The sequence below is a fragment of the Afipia sp. GW821-FHT04G03 genome, assembly GCF_059419985.1.
Genome location: NZ_JBWKSV010000002.1, coordinates 673,504 through 693,107, shown reverse-complemented (window position 1 = coordinate 693,107; position 19,604 = coordinate 673,504). Strand labels below are relative to the sequence as shown.

20 protein-coding genes are annotated in these 19,604 nt (G+C 62.4%); 9 read left to right on the top strand and 11 right to left on the bottom strand.

Annotated elements, in window-relative coordinates:
- Positions 1 to 32 precede the first annotated feature (32 nt).
- The 3 genes from prfA (at position 33) to AC07UB_RS12565 (ending at position 3,190) form a co-directional block, all read left to right on the top strand.
- Positions 33 to 1,115, top strand: coding sequence for a peptide chain release factor 1 (prfA, locus tag AC07UB_RS12575; RefSeq protein ID WP_492791173.1), 1,083 nt, complete (start codon positions 33 to 35; stop codon positions 1,113 to 1,115).
- Positions 1,112 to 2,002 carry a peptide chain release factor N(5)-glutamine methyltransferase gene (prmC, locus tag AC07UB_RS12570; protein WP_492791174.1) on the top strand — a complete coding sequence of 297 codons (891 nt, stop codon included), beginning with the start codon at positions 1,112 to 1,114 and terminating at the stop codon, positions 2,000 to 2,002. Before prfA ends, prmC begins: the two co-directional genes overlap by 4 nt.
- 447 nt (positions 2,003 to 2,449) lie before the next feature.
- Positions 2,450 to 3,190 carry a DUF4167 domain-containing protein gene (locus tag AC07UB_RS12565; RefSeq protein WP_494653246.1) on the top strand — a complete coding sequence of 247 codons (741 nt, stop codon included), beginning with the start codon at positions 2,450 to 2,452 and terminating at the stop codon, positions 3,188 to 3,190.
- Between the two features lie 77 nt (positions 3,191 to 3,267).
- Here AC07UB_RS12565 and AC07UB_RS12560 read toward each other — a convergent pair whose 3' ends face one another.
- The gene (locus tag AC07UB_RS12560; RefSeq protein WP_492791176.1) at positions 3,268 to 4,023 is read right to left on the bottom strand and encodes a methyltransferase domain-containing protein; all 756 of its coding nucleotides are present in this window, start codon (positions 4,021 to 4,023) and stop codon (positions 3,268 to 3,270) included.
- 128 nt (positions 4,024 to 4,151) lie between these two features.
- On the opposite strand from AC07UB_RS12560, the gene gloB reads away from it, so the two are divergent.
- Together gloB and AC07UB_RS12550 are read left to right on the top strand one after the other, a co-directional pair.
- Entirely contained in the window at positions 4,152 to 4,919 is a 768-nt protein-coding gene (gloB, locus tag AC07UB_RS12555; protein WP_492791177.1) for a hydroxyacylglutathione hydrolase, read from the top strand.
- On the top strand, positions 4,916 to 5,368 hold the full coding sequence (locus AC07UB_RS12550; protein WP_492791178.1) for a cupin domain-containing protein: 453 nt from the start codon (positions 4,916 to 4,918) through the stop codon (positions 5,366 to 5,368). The genes gloB and AC07UB_RS12550 overlap by 4 nt, the downstream gene beginning before the upstream one ends.
- Here AC07UB_RS12550 and yddG read toward each other — a convergent pair.
- The 3 genes from yddG to AC07UB_RS12535 form a co-directional block, all read right to left on the bottom strand.
- Positions 5,365 to 6,240, bottom strand: a complete 876-nt coding sequence (gene yddG, locus AC07UB_RS12545; protein ID WP_492791179.1) for an aromatic amino acid exporter YddG — start codon at positions 6,238 to 6,240, stop codon at positions 5,365 to 5,367. The genes AC07UB_RS12550 and yddG overlap by 4 nt on opposite strands.
- A 54-nt stretch (positions 6,241 to 6,294) precedes the next feature.
- Positions 6,295 to 7,020, bottom strand: a complete 726-nt coding sequence (phbB, locus tag AC07UB_RS12540; protein WP_492791180.1) for an acetoacetyl-CoA reductase — start codon at positions 7,018 to 7,020, stop codon at positions 6,295 to 6,297.
- 135 nt (positions 7,021 to 7,155) lie between these two features.
- Positions 7,156 to 8,331: an acetyl-CoA C-acetyltransferase gene (locus AC07UB_RS12535; RefSeq protein ID WP_492791182.1), complete on the bottom strand. Its 1,176-nt coding sequence runs from the start codon at positions 8,329 to 8,331 to the stop codon at positions 7,156 to 7,158.
- Between the two features lie 300 nt (positions 8,332 to 8,631).
- On the opposite strand from AC07UB_RS12535, the gene phaR reads away from it, so the two are divergent.
- Entirely contained in the window at positions 8,632 to 9,228 is a 597-nt protein-coding gene (gene phaR, locus AC07UB_RS12530; protein WP_492791183.1) for a polyhydroxyalkanoate synthesis repressor PhaR, read from the top strand.
- 66 nt (positions 9,229 to 9,294) lie between these two features.
- On the opposite strand, the gene AC07UB_RS12525 is transcribed toward phaR, so the two are convergent.
- The 5 genes from AC07UB_RS12525 to AC07UB_RS12505 form a co-directional block, all read right to left on the bottom strand.
- The gene (locus AC07UB_RS12525; RefSeq protein ID WP_492792721.1) at positions 9,295 to 11,001 is read right to left on the bottom strand and encodes an EAL domain-containing protein; all 1,707 of its coding nucleotides are present in this window, start codon (positions 10,999 to 11,001) and stop codon (positions 9,295 to 9,297) included.
- 619 nt (positions 11,002 to 11,620) lie between these two features.
- Positions 11,621 to 12,361, bottom strand: a complete 741-nt coding sequence (locus AC07UB_RS12520; RefSeq protein WP_492791184.1) for a hypothetical protein — start codon at positions 12,359 to 12,361, stop codon at positions 11,621 to 11,623.
- 145 nt (positions 12,362 to 12,506) lie between these two features.
- Positions 12,507 to 12,689 (bottom strand): 50S ribosomal protein L32, encoded by a 183-nt coding sequence (gene rpmF / locus AC07UB_RS12515; protein WP_002713690.1) that lies wholly within the window; start codon positions 12,687 to 12,689, stop codon positions 12,507 to 12,509.
- A gap of 141 nt (positions 12,690 to 12,830) precedes the next feature.
- Positions 12,831 to 13,508, bottom strand: a complete 678-nt coding sequence (gene mtgA / locus AC07UB_RS12510) for a monofunctional biosynthetic peptidoglycan transglycosylase (protein ID WP_492791185.1) — start codon at positions 13,506 to 13,508, stop codon at positions 12,831 to 12,833.
- Between the two features lie 5 nt (positions 13,509 to 13,513).
- On the bottom strand, positions 13,514 to 13,801 hold the full coding sequence (locus AC07UB_RS12505; RefSeq protein WP_492791186.1) for a DUF1330 domain-containing protein: 288 nt from the start codon (positions 13,799 to 13,801) through the stop codon (positions 13,514 to 13,516).
- 167 nt (positions 13,802 to 13,968) lie between these two features.
- Here AC07UB_RS12505 and AC07UB_RS12500 point away from each other — a divergent pair, with 167 nt between their 5' ends.
- The 3 genes from AC07UB_RS12500 to AC07UB_RS12490 all read left to right on the top strand — a co-directional run bounded on the left by AC07UB_RS12500 (position 13,969) and on the right by AC07UB_RS12490 (position 17,262).
- On the top strand, positions 13,969 to 14,895 hold the full coding sequence (locus AC07UB_RS12500) for a polyprenyl synthetase family protein (RefSeq protein ID WP_492791187.1): 927 nt from the start codon (positions 13,969 to 13,971) through the stop codon (positions 14,893 to 14,895).
- An 8-nt stretch (positions 14,896 to 14,903) separates the two neighbouring features.
- Positions 14,904 to 15,581 (top strand): DUF1345 domain-containing protein, encoded by a 678-nt coding sequence (locus AC07UB_RS12495; protein ID WP_492791188.1) that lies wholly within the window; start codon positions 14,904 to 14,906, stop codon positions 15,579 to 15,581.
- Positions 15,582 to 15,654: 73 nt separating this feature from the next.
- Positions 15,655 to 17,262, top strand: a complete 1,608-nt coding sequence (locus tag AC07UB_RS12490) for a Na+/H+ antiporter (RefSeq protein ID WP_492791189.1) — start codon at positions 15,655 to 15,657, stop codon at positions 17,260 to 17,262.
- 40 nt (positions 17,263 to 17,302) lie between these two features.
- On the opposite strand, the gene ispG is transcribed toward AC07UB_RS12490, so the two are convergent.
- On the bottom strand, positions 17,303 to 18,592 hold the full coding sequence (gene ispG, locus AC07UB_RS12485) for a flavodoxin-dependent (E)-4-hydroxy-3-methylbut-2-enyl-diphosphate synthase (protein WP_492791190.1): 1,290 nt from the start codon (positions 18,590 to 18,592) through the stop codon (positions 17,303 to 17,305).
- A gap of 27 nt (positions 18,593 to 18,619) precedes the next feature.
- Positions 18,620 to 19,567: a DMT family transporter gene (locus AC07UB_RS12480; protein ID WP_492791192.1), complete on the bottom strand. Its 948-nt coding sequence runs from the start codon at positions 19,565 to 19,567 to the stop codon at positions 18,620 to 18,622.
- Positions 19,568 to 19,604 lie beyond the last annotated feature (37 nt).

The following is a 19,604-nucleotide window of genomic DNA, read 5'->3' as shown; positions in this document are numbered from 1 at the left end:
GCTGTTGAATTCATCCTTGATTGATCGACCTCATGACCACTCTGCCCGAAGCCAAACTCGATACCTTGCTGGCGCGTCACGCCTCGCTCGAGGCTGAGCTGCTCGGCCAGGTGAATTCGGAAACCTATGTCCGCATCACCCGCGAACTGAGTGAGCTCGCGCCGGTGGTCGATGCCGTGAAGGCGTATCGCGCCGCGGTCGTGGAGATCGCCGGCATCGACGCTCTGATCGCCGATCCTGCCACCGAATCCGACATGCGCGCCATGGCTGAGAGTGAACGGACGGACCTCGAGGTACGCCGCGACGAACTGGCGCAGAACATCCGTGTCGCATTGCTGCCCAAGGACGCGATGGACGAGCGCAACGTGGTGCTCGAAATCCGCGCCGGCACAGGTGGCGACGAAGCTTCATTGTTCGCTGGCGACCTGTTCCGGATGTACGAACGCTTCGCATCGCTGCAGGGCTGGAAGGTGGAATTGATCTCTGCCTCCGAGGGCACCATGGGCGGCTACAAGGAAATCATCGCCGAGGTGCAAGGCCGCGGCGCATTCGCCAAACTGAAGTTCGAATCCGGCGTCCATCGCGTGCAGCGCGTGCCCGACACCGAAACTCAGGGCCGTATTCACACCTCGGCGGCAACGGTGGCGGTGCTGCCGGAAGCCGAGGAAGTCGACGTCGTCATCAAGAACGACGAACTGCGGATCGAAACCATGCGCGCGCAGGGCGCGGGCGGGCAGCACGTCAACAAGACCGAATCAGCGATCCGCATCACGCATATCCCGACGGGTATCGTCGTCATGATGCAGGACAGCCGCTCGCAGCACAAAAACCGCGCCAGCGCGATGAACATCCTGCGCTCGCGTATTTACGACGCCGAGCGCCAGCGCATCGATGCGACACGTTCAGCCGACCGGAAAGGTCAGGTCGGCTCGGGCGACCGCTCCGAGCGCATCCGCACCTACAATTTTCCGCAGGGCCGCGTCACCGACCACCGCATCAATCTCACCCTCTACAAGCTACCACAGGTGATCGCGGGCGACGCCTTGAACGAGTTGGTGGACGCGCTGACCACTGAGCATCAAGCCGCCCAGCTTGCGGAACAAGGCAACACGTGAGCGCGGCTCAACCCTTCGCAGGCCTCACCGTCGAAGCGGCGCGGCGCGCATTGGCCGCCCGGCTCAAAGACAGCGACATCGAAACCCCCGACCTCGATGCACGGCTGCTGGTCGGCGCGGCACTGCATCTCGATCATACCGGCCTTGCAGCGCGGGCCACCCGCCGGATCACCGATGACGAGGCGAAAGCCATCACGCAATTCGCGCAACGCCGGCTCGCGCGCGAGCCGGTCGCTCGCATTCTGGGCCGCAAGGAATTCTGGGGTCTGGATCTTCGCGTCTCGGAGGCGACCCTGGTGCCGCGTCCCGATACCGAAACGGTGATTGAAGCGGCGCTTGAAATTCTCCGCAACAAGGCCCGCACCGGCGACGCCATTCGCATCGCGGACATCGGCACCGGCTCTGGCGCCATTCTGCTGGCATTGCTGTCGGAATGCCCCAGCGCGACCGGCGTCGGCACCGACATCAGCCCGGAGGCACTGGAGATCGCCGCGTTGAACGCGCGCGATCTTGGTCTCGCAAGCCGCGCCGCGTTCGTTCGATGCGACTACGCCACGGCGCTCTCCGGCTTGTTCGATCTTATCGTCTCGAACCCGCCTTATATCCGCACCGCTGACATCGAGACGCTTGAGCGGGACGTGCGCGATCACGATCCGCATCTGGCGCTCGACGGCGGTGCGGACGGCCTTGAAGCCTATCGCGCGATCACGCCCCAGGCGGTGACGCTGCTCGCGCCCGGCGGTGCCCTGATATTCGAGATGGGGCATGATCAAAGCGCGCAGGTGAGTGAAATCATGTGCGCGGCGGGATTAACCCTGCCAGGCCCGCCGCGGGCTGATCTGAGCGGGGTTTATCGCGCCGTCATGGGGCGAAAAGCGGCGCTTTAAAGGGGTGATTGGAACAAAAAACCTCTTGGAATATTGACCCGGAGCGACTACGTTCCAGACACACCATCGGTTCAGGGTCGTGGCCCCCGTTAAGGAATACGGGTTGAAGCCAGAAGTCTCGCAAGGGACACCCGCCGGATGAAAGGTTCCTAAAAGACGGGTCATGACGGGCGCGAAGGCTGAAAGAGCTGCGCTGCCTGGGACCGCAAAGCGAACGAAAGCCTGATATTGCGCTTGAAAACTCAACTGCAAAACATCGCGCCTGCTGGCTCAGGCTGATCCGGCCCTGATGGCTTATTGCCTTCGGGCATTTGGAGAACGCGTCTTTGCTGAACGCGAAACACGGCAACTACGATTTGAAACTGGACGGCAGCGCCACTTGCGCGAATGCACTGCGCCGTGTCCGCACACCAACCACCACGATCCTGAATCGGTAGAAGGCACCACATGAGAAACGGCCCGAATAACAACAAGCGTATGCGCAGCCGCAATAACAATAATAATAACAACAATAATAATAATAACCGGCGCGGCCAGAACCCGATGACCCGGGTTTTCGAGTCCAACGGACCCGACATCAAGATTCGCGGCACCGCATCTCACGTCGCAGAAAAATACGTTCAGCTTGCGCGTGATGCGCGCAGCTCCGGCGATCCGGTCGCTGCGGAAAATTACTACCAGCACGCTGAACACTATTTCCGCCTGATCGCGGCAGCGCAGGAGCAATTCCGCCAGAACCAGCCGCAGCAGCAGCCCGTGCCGCGCATCGATGGCGATTCGCTCGACGACAATGGCGACGACAGCGACAGCTATTCCAACTTCGGCGCGGAGCCGGGATTCGGGCCGGGGCATCAGCCGCAGCCCCAGCCGCAGCCGCAATTTCAGCAGCGCGAGCAGCAGCCATTCCCGCGCGAGCAGCAGCAGCCCCGCGAGCAGAACTTCCGCGATCGCGATCATCGTTCGCAGCCGCAGCCTTCGGTGCAACCTTCCGAGAGCGAGCCGGTCGATCGCCTTCCGTCCTTCATCACCGGCGGCGCACAGCCGCAGCCTGCCGGAAATGGAGCAGAGGCCAACGGCAATCAGAACGGCGAGCGCTTCGGCCATCGCCGCCGCCGGCGTCCGCCCGGCCCGCGTCCTGAAGGTCAGGCCGCACAGCCTTCATCGGAAGATTTCTCGGCTGGCGAGTAAGTCCGGCTGACATCGCGTCAATTCGATTGCCCGTCTGAGCGCCGCTCAGGCGGGCTTTTTGTTCAGCCCCGTGTTGTTCAACCGGCAGACGGCTCGTCGTCATACCGTGTCGTCGTCGGCACCAACACAGGCGGCATCGACGGTATCAACCGCGTGCGTTCGCGATGCGCAGGAATCGCGCGATAAACCTGCTTCGACGCTTCCACAATGTGGACGCCTGCAAACGGCGACGACACCGCCGCGCTCATACGCTCCCACGCCATCGCTGACCGCAGAACCCAGCCGCTCTCGAATGGCGGTACGAACAGCGCCTCGCCCCACGCCGTCGGCGTGAACCAGGTCTGCCGCAACAACTGCGTGATCTGCGAGCGCGAATAGGGCCGGCCGTGGCCGAACGGCGTGTTGTCGGTTCGCGTCCACACACCGCGGCGGTTGGGAATAATCGCCATCATGCGGCCCGACGGCGCCAGCACGCGCCACACCTCGCGCAGCAATCCTTCCGGGTCGTCGGATATTTCCAGCGCGTGAACCAGGAGAATGCGGTCGACGGCGGCATCGGCCAGCGGCAGCGAAAATTCATCCACCAGCGTCGAGAGCGTCGGACGCGCCGTGGGCCATTTGAGCACGCCCTGCGCGGCGGGCATCAGTGCGATGCACCGCTCGGCATCCTCGCGAAACAATCCCAGATACGGCGTCGGATAGCCGAGCCCAGCGACACGCAGGCCATCGGCATGCGGCCAGTGCCGCTGGATACCGCGACTGATCAGCCGCCGCGCTACGGTTCCGAGGCGCTGCGAATAAAAATTGCGCAGGTCGATCACGTCGATTGTCATACCGTCACTCTAACACGCCGCATCGCGAGATGCAGCGTCCGCCGGACGATCAACGGACCAGCGTTAACGTATTTCACTCTGCAATATGACCGTGTTAGCGTGGCCTATCCTCGACGAATGGAGACGTCATGACTGCCGAGATTCGCCTGTTTCCCTGCCTGTCCGATAATTTCGGCTATCTCATTCACGATCCGGTCACCAAGGCCACCGCCTCGATCGACGCACCGGAGGCCGGCCCTATCATCAAGGCATTGCAGCGCGAGGGCTGGACGCTGACTGACATTCTCGTCACCCATCATCACAATGACCATGTGGGGGGCATTGCCGAACTCAAGGCAAAATATAACTGTCGCGTGGTTGCGCCTCACGACAAGGGAACGGCGATCGCACAGGTCGACGAACGCGTGAAGGAAGGCGCGAGCGTCAAGGTCGGCAACCTGACAGCGCGTGTGCTGGAAACGCCGGGTCACACGCTCGATCACATCAGCTACGTGTTCGATGACGACCGCGCGCTGTTTTGCGCCGACACGCTGTTCTCGATCGGCTGCGGCCGCGTGTTCGAGGGCACCTATCCGATGATGTGGGAATCGCTCCTCAAACTGCGCGCGCTGCCGAACGACATGCGCGTCTATTGCGGTCATGAATACACCGCCTCCAACGTCAAGTTCGCACTCGGCATCGAGCCCAACAATCCGGCATTGAAGGCGCGCGCCGAGGAAGTTGCGAAGCTGCGCGCCGCAAACCAGCCGACAATCCCGACGCTGATCCGCGACGAGAAGGAAGCCAACACCTTCCTGCGCGCCGACGTTCCGTCCGTTGCCGCCGCCGTCGGGCTTGCGGGCAAGAGTCCGGCTGAGGTGTTCGGAGAACTGCGCGAGCGCAAGAACAAGGCATGACACAAGGCTTGACCGGGCCGTCAACAGCGCTGTCGGCGGGCGAGATCATCGCATGTCTCGATCTGAAGCCGCATCCAGAAGGCGGGCATTATCGCGAGACATTCCGCGATCCGCAAACCGCCACAGGGAGCCGCGCGGCCTCCACCGCGATTTACTTCCTGCTGGCCCGCGGCGAGAAATCGCACTGGCATCGCGTGGATGCAGCGGAGGTCTGGCACTATTACGCCGGCAGCGCATTGACGCTGCGGATCGCCGACGGCGACGGCGAGCGCGCGATCCGGCTCGGATGCGATTTGACAGCAGGCGAACTGCCGCAAGCCGTTGTGCCTGCCCATGCGTGGCAGGCGGCCGAGAGCAGCGGCGACTGGACACTGGTCGGCTGCACGGTCGCGCCCGGTTTCGACTTTGCAACGTTCGAGCTTGCGCCGCCCGGCTGGTCGCCGGGTTAGGATGATCGTTTGGCGATCATATCCTTCGCGGCAATGAGGCCGCCGCCCGCGATCAATGCGGCTGCAATGGCCAATGTCGCTGTGGGTTTGGCGAACCCTGCAACAATGAGAAACGCCGTGGACAGCAGCGGTGTAGCGTAGGACGCAGCCCCCAGCACGCGGATGTCGCCGCGTTTCATGCCGATGTCCCACGCGAAGAACGCGATGCCCACCGGACCGATGCCGAGCGCCACGATGGCGAGCCACTGCAAAGCGGTTTCCGGCAAGATCGTGACTTCAAAAGCGAAGTGACACGCCGCCGCCAGAACCGCCGTGGCCAGGCAAAAACCCGCGACTGCGTCCGTCGGCACCGATGCGAGCTTGCGCGACATCACGGAATAGCCGGCCCATACGAATGCTGCGACAAAGGCAGCGACAAAGCCGGGAATATGGGCGGGATCGAACTGAGACCCGCTATTGCCGGCAAACAGCACGACCGTGCCGGCAAAACCGAGTACCGCGCCAACGATGTGATGCGGCGCGAGGCGCTCGCCCGGCAGCAGCGAGGACAACAACACGATCAGCAGCGGCCAGAGATAGTTCAACAGGCCCGCCTCCGCCGGCGGCGCGAGGCGCAGCGCCAGGAAATACAGCGCGTGATACCCGAACAGTCCGCCGATCCCGACCAGCCAGACCAGAACAGGCTGCCGCAGGGCGCGGATCGCGGACGGCCGCCACAGCCATGTCAAAGGTCCCACACACGCCCCGATGGCGAACGTCATCGCCAGCAGCTGAAACGGCGGGACGCGGCCTGTCGCCACGGTAAACGCGGCAAGCAGCGACCACATCAGAATGGCGGTCAGTCCGATCAGAGTGGCAGCGGACGAGGTCATCGCGGATCAATGCCATTCAATCCGCGACAACGCCACTCCTTCGGCCGGGAGATGTTAGTGCAGATACTGCCCGCCATTGATCGTCATCGTCGATCCGGTGATAAAGCCGGAATCGTCGGACGCAAGAAACAGCACGGCGCGTGCGATTTCCTCGGGCTCGCCGAGGCGGCTTACCGGAATCTGCGGAATGACGTTTTTCTCCAGCACATCCTTCGGCACCGCTTGCACCATTTCCGTGTTGATGTAGCCGGGGCAGATCGCGTTCACGGTGATGCCGCCGCGCGCATTCTCAAGCGCGAGCGCCTTGGTGAAGCCGATGTCGCCGGCCTTCGCCGCCGAATAATTGACCTGTCCGAACTGCCCCTTCTGGCCGTTGATCGATGAAATGCTGATGATGCGGCCGAACTTGCGGGTGCGCATCCCCTCGATGACCTGCCGCGTCATGTTGAACAGCGAACCGAGATTGGTGTTGATGACGGCGTTCCACTGGTCGAGCGACATCTTGTGGAATGGCACGTCGCGGGTGATGCCGGCGTTGTTGACCAGCACATCGATCGGCCCGAGATCGGCTTCAACTTTCTTGACCCCGTCCGCGCATGCGTCGAACGCGGCGACATCCCATTTGTAGACCGGGATTCCCGTCTCGGCCTTGAATTTCGCGGCGGCCTCGTCATTGCCGGCATAACTTGCCGCAACCTTGTAGCCGGCGGCTTTCAACGCCTTGCTGATCGCAGCGCCGATGCCGCGTGTTCCACCTGTTACCAATGCCACGCGTGCCATGTTGAGTATCCCCTCCGTCACTGAAGTGTTTTTGGAAAACAAGTATTCAGGCCATTTGCAACAACAGCAAGAAAAAATGCCCGGCAGAATGCCGGGCATTTAGACTTTGTATTGTGCAGTGCGTTCGAAAGAACGTTACCGCTCAACGCACATTGCGATGCCCATGCCGCCGCCGATGCACAGCGTCGCGAGACCTTTCTTGGCATCGCGCTTCTGCATTTCATGCAGCAGCGTCACCAGCACGCGCGCGCCCGATGCGCCAATCGGATGACCGATGGCAATTGCGCCACCGTTGACGTTGACCTTGGCAGGATCCCAGCCGATTTCCTTGTTCACAGCGGACGCCTGAGCAGCGAAAGCCTCGTTGGCCTCGATCAGATCGAGATCGCCAGGTTTCCAGCCGGCTTTCTTAAGCGCAGCGCGCGATGCGGGGATCGGGCCTGTGCCCATGATCGACGGATCGACGCCGGCCTGCGCCCACGACACGATCCGCGCGAGCGGTGTCTTGCCTTCCTTGGCGGCCTGCTTCGCAGTCATCAGCACCAGCGCCGCGGCGCCATCATTGATGCCCGACGCGTTGCCGGCGGTCACGGTGCCGTCCTTTTCGAAGGCGGCCTTGAGCTTGGTCATCGCTTCCACCGAGGCGCCGTGGCGCGGGCCTTCATCGGCTTCCACCACGATGTCGCCCTTGCGGGTCTTGACGGTGAACGGCACAATTTCATCCTTGAACTTGCCGGCCTTCTGCGCCGCTTCGGCCTTGTTCTGCGAACCAACGGCGAACTCGTCCTGCTGCTGGCGAGTGATCTGGAACTGCCGCGCGACGTTCTCCGCGGTGTTGCCCATGTGGTAGCCGTTGAAGGCATCCCACAATCCATCCTTGATCATGGTATCGACGAGATCGAGTGCGCCCATCTTGACGCCACCTCGCAAATGCTGGGCATGCGGCGACATGCTCATGGATTCCTGACCGCCGGCGACCACGATCTCGGAATCGCCGTTCATGAGGGCCTGATAACCCAAGGCCACCGTGCGCAATCCCGATCCGCACAGCATGTTGACGCCCCAAGCCGGGCTTTCCACCGGGATACCGGCCTTCATGGCAGCCTGACGTGCCGGATTCTGCCCCTGAGCCGCAGTCAGGATCTGGCCCATGATGATTTCGGAGACGCGGGCGGGCTCGATGCCGGCCCGATCGAGCGCGGCCTTGATGGCGACGGCCCCTAGGTCGTGGGCGGGGATATTGGCGAATGCGCCGTTGAAGGTGCCGACCGGGGTGCGGGCAGCGCTGACGATGACGACATCGTCGGACATGGACATCTCCTGATTTTGAAGTCGATAAGGACTCGGGGCCGCGAGGGGAATGCCGCCGGTGGGGCCGGCTAGCTCTCGCTCTATCCTGTTAACCTAGCCTTTTCGTGTCAATCGGCCAAAGGCATTCTGGCCGTTTGCTGGGCGTTTCGGCCGCCGCGCCATGCCCGGACATTAACCGTGCTGCACAAAACGGTAGCCGTACCATTCTGAAAGTGCTTAGTTTATTGCGATGCATTGTTTGCACTGCCCTCGGCGACGTTCGCCGGTTCCATTCCTCGCTAAGTAGGTATGTGTGAGTCCATGGCAAAATCCGATCAGCCAATTACGATTAAAAAGTATGCCAATCGGCGCCTCTACAACACCGGCACCAGCACTTACGTGACGCTTGAAGATCTCGCGGCCATGGTGAAGGAAGGCGAGGATTTCCTCGTCTACGACGCGAAAACCGGCGACGACATCACCCGCTCAGTGCTGGCCCAGATCATTTTCGAACAGGAAAACAAGGCCGGACAGAACCTGCTGCCGACCACGTTCCTGCGCCAGCTGATCCGCTTTTACGGCGACAGCATGCAGATGATCGTGCCGAAATATCTGGAGCAGTCCATCGATACGCTGACGCGCGAACAGGAAAAATTCCGCAAGCAGATGACGAATACCTTCAGCATGACGCCGTTCGCGCCGCTGGAAGAACATGTTCGCCGCAACATGGAAATGTTCGAACGCACGTTCTCGATGTTCAAGCCTTTCGGTGCGCCGCTGCGCAAGGAAACGCCGTCAGCCGAATCCCCGCCGACCGCGAGCGAGCCCGAAGCGGATATCGACGATCTCAAGCGTCAGATGAAAGAAATGCAGGATCGTCTCGAGCGCATGTCCCGGGAATCAGAAAACAAGAGCTGATTAGCAGGATTTCTGCAGGACGCGGCAAATCCGCTTGTCGCAACCTGCCGCCGCAAGTTGTCGATGTCAGCTTGCGGCTGACGCCGCCGGTTTGGCGCACCGGGGCTGGGTCGCATCCATGACCCACGGCTTCGTCAGCGAAGCCAGTCCTGTCAGCCGCCCCTGGATGTAATCGCAGCCCCAGCCCTGCAACAGCCTGGCCGATTCCTCGTCCTGCACCCATTCGGCGACGGTCTTGATGCCGAGCCGGTGCGCGAGATCGATCAGGGTTTGCACGAAGGCGCGGTCATCCGAAGAGCGCGCGATGTTCTGCACGAACGCACCGTCGATCTTCACGATATCAACGCCGAGCTTGCGCAGGTTGCGAAATGACGTGTAGCCGGCGCCGAAATCGTCGATCGCGATCCGGCTGCCGAAGTTCTTCAGGCGCGTGACGAATCCGCGGACATCGTCCAGATTCTGGATCGCCACCGTTTCGGTGATCTCGACGATCAGCCGTTCGCCGACCCCGGGATGTGTCTGCATCAGGGACTCGATGCTGGCCCACCAGTCAGGGTCCATCGCCGTACCGGGGGAAATGTTCAGGCTCAGCTGCACCTGCGGTGCGCTTGCGAGCTCCGCGATCACCAGCTCCAGCACGCGGTGATCGACAAGCCTGATCAGGCCGAGCTTCTCGGCGACCGGCACGATGTCGGGCGACAGCGAGTAAGCGCCGTCCTCCTGACGCATCCGCACCAGACATTCGTGAAACGCAGGCTGCCGTGAGATCGTGGTGACGACCGGCTCGTAAGCCATCACGATACGGCGTTCGTTCAGCGCGGTGACGATCTCATCGGTGACGCGGATGTTGACCCGGCGCTGCGCATCGCGCTCCACGTTCGGATGCCAGACCATCAAGGAGCCCCGGCGCCGCGCCTTGGCGAGAGCCAGCGCCTCCTGAGTCCGGCTCATCGCGTCTTCAACGGTGTTGGCGTGCCGCAGCGCATTGATGGCGCCGATCGATGCGGTCAATGCCACCGGACCCGATCTGGTCGGCACCACCTCATCGCGAATTCCGGACAGAAATCGCTCAGCGGCGATATTCATGTCATCGACAGAGCAATTCTTCAGGATTAGTCCGAATTTGTTGCCGGAGAAACGGCCGAGCACATCGCCACCGCGCAACCGCGCGCGGATACGCTTGGCAACTTCGAGAATGACCTCGTCGGCGACTTCATAGCCAAAGGCGTCGTTGATCTGCGCGAGGTGATCGATGCCGACCAGCATGAAGGCGAAGGACGATCGGAACCGGCCGGCTTCCTCGATAGCCTCCGCCAGCGCAGCCACCAGGCGTGTGCGATTGAATTCGCCGGTCAGCGGATCGTTCTGTGAAAGCTTCAGGAGTTGCTCGTCGCGGGCGTGGCGTTCGTTATTGACGCGAATGATGCCGTGGGCATGGGACGGCTTCCCGTCGGGGCCAGCAAACCAGCGGCCGCATTCATCGATCCAGAGCACCGGCGCCGATATGCCCGCGCGCAGGCCGTACTCGATCTGATAGGGCACGCCCTCCCCGCAGTCGGTCGCGGTCGAATTCAGCACGGCGTCGTTGCGGATGCCGCGCATCGGCTCGATCAGCTTTGAAAACTCGCCGGCCTTCAACAACGCAGGTTGTGGAATATCGGGAAGAACGGCCGCGACGTTGTCGCTCCAGTGCAGGGTGTCGCCTACGATGTTCCACGAGAAGCTCGCCTGTCCGAGGATGGCGAGAAGATCCGGACCGGCCACAGGATGGATGCGGCGGCCCGACAGGCTGTCCGCAGGTGCGACGGCAGGCCCCGAATGGAGCGAGGATTGGAACCGCGTGACTGTCAAAGCTGCCTCGTTCCAGGACGCGCGTACGGGTGATTCGTGACTGGGATTGAAGTGTCTGGTGCCCGGGAGTCTAGGTCAACTTCCTGAATAATCTGGCAAACAGCTTGATTATCAATGTCCTGAAGCAGGTAACCCCATGCCAACCACATCCGGCACAGCCCTTGCGATGTCTTGCTGGAGAGGCGCAATGCGTCTCAAAATGAGGCAGGCCCCTGAAGCGCCATGATTATTTCCAGGATCACACCGACCGGCCGAGGCTCACACACGCCGCAATCTGCGGCTCGGCAAGAAGCCACGGACGCGCCTGTCGCGAGCCGGGCGGTGGTTCCTGTCGAGCTTGTGGCCCCGACGGTAACGCGGCGCTCGGCGCGGCCGGACGCATCGTTCGTCGCACATCTGATTGCGATGGCCGAGCAGACGCCGCAGACGCGAGCCCTGCGGCGGGCAACACCGTCCGACGCACGCACAGTGTACGACCGCGCAACCGGGCAGAGCACGAACAACTCCGGCAGGATGCTATCGCAAACCGCGTGAGCCGCGGTCAGGGCTTCGGTGGGGTTTTGGTTCCGGGCTCATGATCCGACACGAGGTCGGCAACGCTCCAGTCCGCGATCTTGCGCTCGGGCGCAGGAGCGGCGCTCTCTGAACTCCGGACGACATCAAGCGACGGCCTCGGCTTGGGTGCAAGCTCAGGCTGCGGCTCGGTGCGAAGCTGTGGCTCCGATCGCGGCTCTGGCGCGCGATCAAACACCGGCTCGACCGGCTTCGGATCCGTCCGACCGAATGACGGTTCGGACGGAGCGAGACGGGTCGAGGCCCGCGCAGCGTCTCTCGTCACGTCAGTTGGAGTCGGTACAACCGCCGACTCGGCGGCGGGCGCTACAGATGCGGGCATCGCAACCGGGGCGCGACGATGTCGGTTACGGAACCCGATCGACACGCCCGCAAGGAACTCCACGGCCATCAGCACCGTGAGCAGGAAGAACGTCGAGGTGCCGAACGGGGCGAGCATCACGAACTCTGCAACCGCCGCGCCGAACACGATCAGCGACAGCAAATGATCGGTCAGATATCGCGCGCCGGGCCGCGCGGCCTTGATGACCTCGAGCAGCAGCAGCAGCGTTCCCAGCGCGAGCAGCGCATCACCGAACGTCGGCGTCCACGCCACGCCGGACATCAGCGTCATGCTTGCGATCGGCGCGGTGAAAGCCACGCCGGGCATCAGAAACACGAAGATGTTGTAGATCGCGAACGGAATCAGAAGCAGCGGGAAACCGATCATCGCCGGCAGCTTTCCTTGAACGACGTCCTGTAAGGCGTTTGTCGTCACATGGGTGTGTGGCGTTCTTGTGGAAGGCCTTCGCATGCCTTCCGCCAAACAGCACCGCTGTTCGCGCTGCGCGAGGCAGCGCGAACGAAGAAGGACGTCAGTCCTTCTTGACCTTCAGGACCTGGCGGCCCTTGTACATGCCGGTCTTGAGATCGAGGTGGTGCGGACGGCGCAATTCGCCCGAATCCTTGTCCTCGACATATGTCGGCTTCTTGAGCGCGTCCGCCGAGCGGCGCATGCCGCGGCGTGACGGCGAGGTTTTCCTGCGTGGAACGGCCATGGGATCGTCGTCCTCTAAATCAAGGCTCACCCGCCGGGCGGGGGCTCTCCAGAATTCGGATTGAGGTCGGGCTTATAGATGAAGCCGGGCGCGAAAGCTAGACCGGGAATGCGCGGAAAATACCCAAAAATGGCCCAAAAATCAGCGGGTCCGGCCCCAGCAGTTGGAGATTTCCGCAGACTGGGCCCGTTGCATATAGGTTCCGGCCAGCCGCCTGACGCCGGGACCCGGTTTGCGGGCGCTCCGGATCACCGGATTGGGGAGGATCGAGGCCAGCAAGGCGGCCTGTTGCGGCGACAGATCCGATGCCGGACGGCCGAAGGCGTAGTTCGCGCCAGCCTCGGCGCCGAACTGGCCGCCGGGACCCAGTTCCGCCACGTTCAGATACAGTTCCAGAATGCGCTTTTTCGGCAGGATCAGATCGATCCAGAGCGCCAGCGGAAATTCCAGGACCTTGCGGACCACGCTACGCCCCGGCCACAGAAACAGGTTCTTCGCGACCTGCTGCGTAATGGTGGAGCCGCCACGGGTGACCTCGCCACCATCCTGCGCGTCCTCGATGATGTCCTGAACCGAATTCCAGTCGATGCCGCGATGGAAGCAAAATTTGGCGTCCTCGGCGGCGACGATGGAGCGCGGCAATGCCGGAGCAACGGCGTCAATATCGACCCACGTTCGCGTCACCGGCTCGCCCGTGAGGAAACGCCCGATCATCAGCGTCGAGATGGGGTGCCCCGCGTTGTAAATCGGCGTCAGCACGTAGGGCAGCAGCACAAGCCCCAGTACAATCAACACCACTCCACGGATCAGTCGTCGCATTCAGCCTATAGCCCTTCAACGCTGACGAGCCGGGCCGAACTGCACTCATCCCGAATATGCTTGAGGCCCTGATAAACCGGGCCGTGATAGAAAGTCTCGAACGCGGCCACCGACGGGAACTCAAGAAGAACAATGCGACGTGGGCTCCAATCGCCTTCGTGCACCTTGTGCGCGCCGCCGCGGGCAAGATAACGCCCTCCCGCTTCTTCCAGCGCCGGCTTCACCTCGCTCATGAAATTGCGATACCGCTCGGCGTCGCGAATCTCGACATCGAAAATGACATAAGCAGCCATGGACATTCCTGTCTGGAGATCGGCCGGGCATCGCACCCCGCCCTTGCTAGCAGAAACCCGCAGCTCGGCTCTAGCCAAATCCCTGTCAGGATTGCGTTCTGCGGAATTGACGCGAGCGGCGGCATGACGGATTGTCCGCCGAAATTTGCGTTCCTTTGGAGCTTTTGATGACCACCGGCACTTCACCACAGGATTTCATGAAACGTCTCGACGCCACGGCAGCGGACACCGAGGCGCTGCTGGCGCGCCTTATGTCCGAAAAGCCGTTGGCAGGCGAAATCGAGCGGCCTCACCGGCTGATGGAGGCGATGCGTTATTCGAGCCTGAACGGCGGCAAGCGGCTTCGTCCTTTTCTGGTGGTGGAAAGCGCCGCCGTATTCGGCGTCGCGCGCGATGCCGCGCTGATGGCGGGCGCCGCACTCGAATGCATCCACTGTTATTCGCTGATCCATGACGATCTGCCATCGATGGACAACAGCGATCTGCGCCGCGGACGTCCGACGTCGCACAAGAAATTCGACGATGCCACCGCGATCCTCGCGGGCGACGGGCTCCTGACTTTCGCATTCGACATCATCACCCGCGATGAAGTCCACAAAGACCCGACGGTGCGTCTGCTGCTAACCCGCGCATTGGCGCGCGCGTCGGGCATCGGCGGCATGGTCGGAGGACAGATCATGGATCTTGCCGGCGAAGGCCGCTTCGGCGATCCGGAGCCGCCGGACGTCGCCAAGCTGCAGCAGATGAAGACCGGCGCATTGCTCAAGTATGGCTGCATCGCAGGTGCGCTTCTCGGTCAGGCGCCCAAGGCGCAGTACGACGCGCTCGACACCTACGGTCATGCACTGGGCGAAGCATTCCAGATCGCCGACGACCTGTTGGACGTCGAAGGCGACGCCACGGCACTCGGCAAACCCGCCGGACAGGATGCCGCGGCCGGCAAGACCACGTTCGTCACGCTGCTTGGCATCGACGGCGCCAAGGCTCGCGTGCGCGATCTCCTCAAGCATGCCGATGCCGCCCTCGCGCCATTCGGCGCGAAGGGCGATGTTCTCCGCGCGGCGTCGCGCTTCGTCGCCGAGCGGCAGAACTAGGAGCTGCGATGACAGGGAAGAAGGGCGGAGATCCGTATCTTCTTCGTCTCAAGGGCATGCCGGCGCCGTTGCGCATTATCTATGCACGGCCACGCCTTTTCATCTCGCTTGCAATTGGAACGCTTTCCTTGCTGGTGATGCCCGCCGCGTGGCGGCTGGCGACCCGGCTTCTCGTCGCATGGGACGTTTCCATCGCGCTGTACTTGTCGCTCGCCTTCGTCACCGTCTTCAGTTGCAACACTGAACAGATTCGCCGCCAAGCCGCGGCGCAGGACGACGGACGCTTTCTGATCCTGATCCTCACGGCAGTCGCGGCGTTCGCCAGCATAGCCGCCATCGTCCTGGAGCTCGGAATCAAGCCGCAACAAACCCCGCAGCTCGTGCTCGCCGTGGTGACTATCGTCCTGTCATGGTGCGCCATTCACACCACATTCGCGCTCCATTACGCGCATGATTATTACCGCGCCGCCAAGGCCGGCGGGCTCGCGTTTCCCGGCGGCGGCGAACCCGACTACTGGGACTTCGTCTACTTCTCGTTTGTGATCGGCATGACGGCACAGGTCTCTGACGTCGGCATCACCGACAAAATTATCCGCCGCACCGCCACGGCCCACGGCGTCGCCTCATTCATTTTCAACACCGCGTTGGTGGCCCTGATGGTCAACATCGCCGCCAGCGCGATTTGACTCTCGTGATTTGATTCCGACGTATCGTCGGGGCGGGCGGCGAGAGAAGATAAGTCGGATACGAGACACCAGCATGGTCGCAACATTCCTGACTTTCCTCCTTGTGCTGACCGTGCTCGGAGCCTCCGCCACGCTGGCGAAGAAGCTGGAAATCGCGCCCGCCATCGTCTTCCTGGTCGTCGGCATCGTGCTCGCGTTCACGCCCGGCTTTCCAAGCATCGAGATCAAGCCGGAAGGCGTGCTGCTGCTGGTGTTGCCGCCGCTGATCTATTCGGCGGGTGTCTCGATGAGCTGGCGGGAGTTCAAAGCCAACCTGCGGCCCATCGCGCTGCTCGCCATCGGCTGCGTGATCTTCACGACCTGCGCGGTCGCCGCCGCCGCGCACTGGGTTCTGGGCCTGCCCTGGGGTATTGGCTTCGTGCTCGGCGCAATCGTCTCGCCGCCGGACGTGGTGGCGCCGCTCGCCATCGCAAGGCGCCTCAAGCTGCCACACCGCATTCTCGTCATTCTCGAAGGCGAAGGACTGGCGAACGATGCAACCGCGCTGATCCTGTATCGCTTTGCCGTGCTGGCGGTATCGACCGGCACGTTCTCGCTGGCTCCCGCCGCCGGCACGTTTGTCGCAATCATCGTCAGCGAAATCGCCTTCGGCGTGGCTGTCGGCTGGCTTAGCCTGCGGCTGCGGCAATGGGCGCACGATCCGCGCGTCGAGATTGCTCTCTCGCTGTTGACGCCATACCTCGCGTTCTGGGTTCCGGAGCACTTCCACGGCTCGGGCGTGATCGCGACCGTCGTCGCCGGCCTCTATGTGAGCTGGAACGGCCCGCTGCTGATTCCCGCGAGCACCCGCCTGCAGGGCATTTTCTTCTGGGATGTCGTGATCTGGCTGATCGAGGGCGTGCTGTTCCTGATGATCGGATTCGAGACACGGGTTCTGGTCGAGAAATCCAAAGACCTGCCCGTTGGCAACATTCTCATGGCCATCGCCATCATCTCCGCGATCGTGATCGCCGCGAGATTCATCTGGGTTTTCCCCGGCACCTATCTCACACGCGTATTCAGCAAACGACTGGCCGCTCGCGATCCACTGCCGTCATGGCGCGCCATTGTCGTCATCGGCTTCACCGGCATTCGCGGCGTGGTCTCGCTCGCAGTCGCACTCGCAGTGCCGCTGACCTTGCCCAGCGGCGAAGAATTTCCCCATCGCGACCTGATCCTGTTCGTCACCTTCGGCGTGATCTTCGTCACGCTGGTCGGGATCGGGCTTACGCTGCCGCTGGTGGTGAAGATGCTTGGCCTGTCGAAGCACGGACAGCTCGAAGCCATTCACGAGCGCGAAGCCGAAATCGCCGCAAGGCGGCATATTCTGGAAGCCGCGCGCGGCTCGCTCGACAAGATTATCCGGGAGCGCAACCTGCCCCAAAGCCTCGCACGATTTCTCGAGGCCCGTCACGAAACCCGGATGCGCGCACTCCCCGATCCACCCCGGGAGGATGGTCAGGTCACGCCAGCGACGCAGGGCGCGTCACTGGTCCGCGAGATCATTTCGGTCGAGCGTGCGCATCTGCATAAGCTGCTGCGTGACGGAAAAATCACCGACGAAACCCGGCGGCGGATCGAGCGCGATCTCGATCTCGAGGAAGCCGTGGTCGATAACCGCGAAAAAAACCTGCCGCTTTGATCGCAGGCAGGTTTTATTTTACGCGGAATGTACCGAAAACTTATTCGGCGGCTGTGATCGCCGGGGCTTTTGCGCCAGCGCCACCGTAACGCTGTTCGATGTAATCGATCACCAGCGCCTTGAAATCGGCCGCGATACCCGGACCGCGCAGCGTGCGGAATTTCTGGCCATCGACGAACACCGGCGCGGCCGGTGTTTCGCCCGTGCCCGGCAACGAAATGCCGATATTCGCGTGTTTGGATTCGCCGGGGCCGTTCACGATGCAGCCCATCACCGCGACGTTAAGCTCTTCGACGCCGGGATAGCGTGTTTTCCAGTTCGGCATCTCATCGCGAATGAAGGCCTGAATATCGCGCGCGAGTTCCTGGAACACCGTCGAGGTGGTGCGGCCGCAACCGGGACATGCCGCGACCAGCGGCACGAACGTGCGGAATCCCATGGTCTGAAGAATTTCCTGACCGACCTTCACTTCGATGGTGCGGTCGCCGCCGGGTTCAGGCGTGAGCGAGACGCGAATGGTGTCGCCGATACCGTCCTGAAGCAGGATGCCGAGCGCCGCCGACGAGGCGACGATACCCTTCGAGCCCATGCCGGCTTCGGTGAGACCGAGGTGAATGGCGTAATCCGAACGCGCAGCCAATTCGCGATACACCGCGATCAGATCCTGCACGTTGGAAACCTTGGCCGACAGGATCATCCTGTTCTTGGGCAGGCCGATTTCCTCTGCGCGCGCCGCCGACAACAGAGCCGACTGCACCATGGCCTCGCGCGTCACCGCGCGGGCGTCAATCGGATCGGGCGACTTGGCGTTCTCTTCCATCAGCTTGGTCAGCAACTCCTGATCGAGCGAACCCCAGTTCGCGCCGATGCGGATGGTCTTGCCGTGCTTGAGCGCCATTTCGACAATGTCGGTGAATTGCGTGTCGCGCTTGTTCTTGAAACCGACGTTGCCCGGATTGATGCGATACTTCGACAGCGCCGCCGCGCAGGCCGGATGATCGGCGAGCAACTTGTGGCCGATGTAGTGAAAGTCGCCGATCAGCGGCACGTCGACACCGAGCTTGTCGAGCTTCTCGCGGATATGCGGAACGGCAGCGGCGGCCTCGTCGCGGTCCACCGTGATGCGGACCATTTCGGAGCCGGCGCGCGCAAGCGCTGCGACCTGTGTGACGGTGCCTTCGATGTCGGCGGTGTCGGTGTTGGTCATCGACTGCACCACGATCGGTGCGCCGCCGCCAACCTTGACGTTGCCAACCACAACCTGAACCGTGCGGTGGCGCCCCTTGGGGCCGGCCTCGATGGTTCTGGTTCGTTCTTTCAGATCGCTCACTTCGAAATCCCTTTCGGGGCTCAAATATCAGGTTTTTGTGACGGGGAGCAGGGGATCGCCGCCTGCTTCGCCCGGGCGGTTTACCAGATATAGGCCCGCCATGACCAGAAGGGCAGCCCCCGCAAACGCTGGGGTCAGCTGGTCATGCATCACGAAATAGCCACCAATCACCCCAAACAGCGGCGTCATAAAGGTAAATGACGACAGTTTGCTGGCCGAATAGGACTTTATGAGAAAGAACCAGATCAGGAACGTCGTCCCGACGATCCAGAACGTCTGATAGGCCATGGACGTCCAGGCCGCCGGTCCCGGCATATGGGTGATGCTCTCGCCCGACACCGCGGCTCCGAGCGCCAGGATCGGGATCGAGACGGCGATCTGATAGGCCAGCGTTTTCTCCGCCGGCACCTGCAGCAGCCGCGTCGCCTTCACCACCAGCGTGGTCGCGGCCCACAGGATGCCGCCGCCCACCACCATGATGTCCCCCAGGATAACGCTCGCATCGACGGACGGCTGCGGCACGCCGATCGCCAATGCCACGCCCGCAAAGGACAGCGCCAGCCCACCCCACTGCAAGCGGCTCAATTGCTCGCCGAGAAATCGCCGCGAGCCGAGCGCCACCACGAATGGCGCGACGTAGAGAAACACCACCGCCCGCGTTGCCGTGGTGTAGAGCAATCCGCGATAGACCAGGATGAATTCGAGTCCGAAGAAAAGCCCGGCGAGCAGGCCCGCGCCAAGCGTGCCGTCGCGCCTGAGCAGCGGCACACCGCGCAGCCAGGCCACCAGCACGATGATGATCAGCCCGCCGGTCGAGCGGATCGTGGCCTGCAACAGCGGTGGAATGTCCGGAAGCGCGAGCTTGACCGCGATTTGATTGAAGCCCCAGCTCAGGCACAGCATGACCATGAGAGCAACGGCGGCCGCACTCAGGGACCGCCCGGCCGGCGCAATTTTCAAGCTGTCTGATGACATCGCACCCCGTGTCCGGCTTTGCACCGTGTTATTGTTT

Coding starts and splice junctions, on each gene's coding strand:
- prfA (WP_492791173.1), top strand. CDS start 33: ATGACCACTCTGCCCGAAGCCAAACTCGATACCTTGCTGGCGCGTCAC.
- AC07UB_RS12565 (WP_494653246.1), top strand. CDS start 2,450: ATGAGAAACGGCCCGAATAACAACAAGCGTATGCGCAGCCGCAATAAC.
- AC07UB_RS12560 (WP_492791176.1), bottom strand. CDS start 4,023: ATGACAATCGACGTGATCGACCTGCGCAATTTTTATTCGCAGCGCCTC.
- gloB (WP_492791177.1), top strand. CDS start 4,152: ATGACTGCCGAGATTCGCCTGTTTCCCTGCCTGTCCGATAATTTCGGC.
- AC07UB_RS12550 (WP_492791178.1), top strand. CDS start 4,916: ATGACACAAGGCTTGACCGGGCCGTCAACAGCGCTGTCGGCGGGCGAG.
- yddG (WP_492791179.1), bottom strand. CDS start 6,240: ATGACCTCGTCCGCTGCCACTCTGATCGGACTGACCGCCATTCTGATG.
- phbB (WP_492791180.1), bottom strand. CDS start 7,020: ATGGCACGCGTGGCATTGGTAACAGGTGGAACACGCGGCATCGGCGCT.
- AC07UB_RS12535 (WP_492791182.1), bottom strand. CDS start 8,331: ATGTCCGACGATGTCGTCATCGTCAGCGCTGCCCGCACCCCGGTCGGC.
- phaR (WP_492791183.1), top strand. CDS start 8,632: ATGGCAAAATCCGATCAGCCAATTACGATTAAAAAGTATGCCAATCGG.
- AC07UB_RS12520 (WP_492791184.1), bottom strand. CDS start 12,361: ATGATCGGTTTCCCGCTGCTTCTGATTCCGTTCGCGATCTACAACATC.
- rpmF (WP_002713690.1), bottom strand. CDS start 12,689: ATGGCCGTTCCACGCAGGAAAACCTCGCCGTCACGCCGCGGCATGCGC.
- mtgA (WP_492791185.1), bottom strand. CDS start 13,508: ATGCGACGACTGATCCGTGGAGTGGTGTTGATTGTACTGGGGCTTGTG.
- AC07UB_RS12505 (WP_492791186.1), bottom strand. CDS start 13,801: ATGGCTGCTTATGTCATTTTCGATGTCGAGATTCGCGACGCCGAGCGG.
- AC07UB_RS12500 (WP_492791187.1), top strand. CDS start 13,969: ATGACCACCGGCACTTCACCACAGGATTTCATGAAACGTCTCGACGCC.
- AC07UB_RS12495 (WP_492791188.1), top strand. CDS start 14,904: ATGACAGGGAAGAAGGGCGGAGATCCGTATCTTCTTCGTCTCAAGGGC.
- AC07UB_RS12490 (WP_492791189.1), top strand. CDS start 15,655: ATGGTCGCAACATTCCTGACTTTCCTCCTTGTGCTGACCGTGCTCGGA.
- AC07UB_RS12480 (WP_492791192.1), bottom strand. CDS start 19,567: ATGTCATCAGACAGCTTGAAAATTGCGCCGGCCGGGCGGTCCCTGAGT.